We start from the raw sequence: 278 nt of genomic DNA, 5'->3' as shown, positions 1-278 counted from the left end.
CATGATGATTGCAAGTATCCTGATTCAAGCTGCAACTAATTTATTCAATGAATACTATGATTTCAAGAGAGGCTTGGATACGGAGGAATCCGTAGGCATCGGTGGCGGGATCGTGCGTCATGGGATGACCCCAAAACTCATCATGACCTTGGCACTTGGCATGTATGCCATCGCCCTGATACTTGGAATCTATATCTGTGCCGCATCATCTTGGTGGCTTGCAGCAGTAGGACTGGTTTGCATGCTTGTTGGCTACCTTTATACAGGCGGTCCACTAC

The 278-nt window shown here is 47.5% G+C and carries 1 protein-coding gene; it reads left to right on the top strand.

Annotated elements, in window-relative coordinates:
- The coding region (locus SB773_RS31315; protein ID WP_410594182.1) for a UbiA family prenyltransferase at positions 1-278 on the top strand (278 nt) is incomplete at both ends.

It is taken from the genome of Bacillus sp. SIMBA_074 (assembly GCF_046534555.1).
GTDB lineage: Bacteria > Bacillota > Bacilli > Bacillales > Bacillaceae_G > Bacillus_A > Bacillus_A mycoides.
Note: the sequence above shows the minus strand (reverse complement) of the source record. Positions and strands in the feature narration are given on the sequence as shown.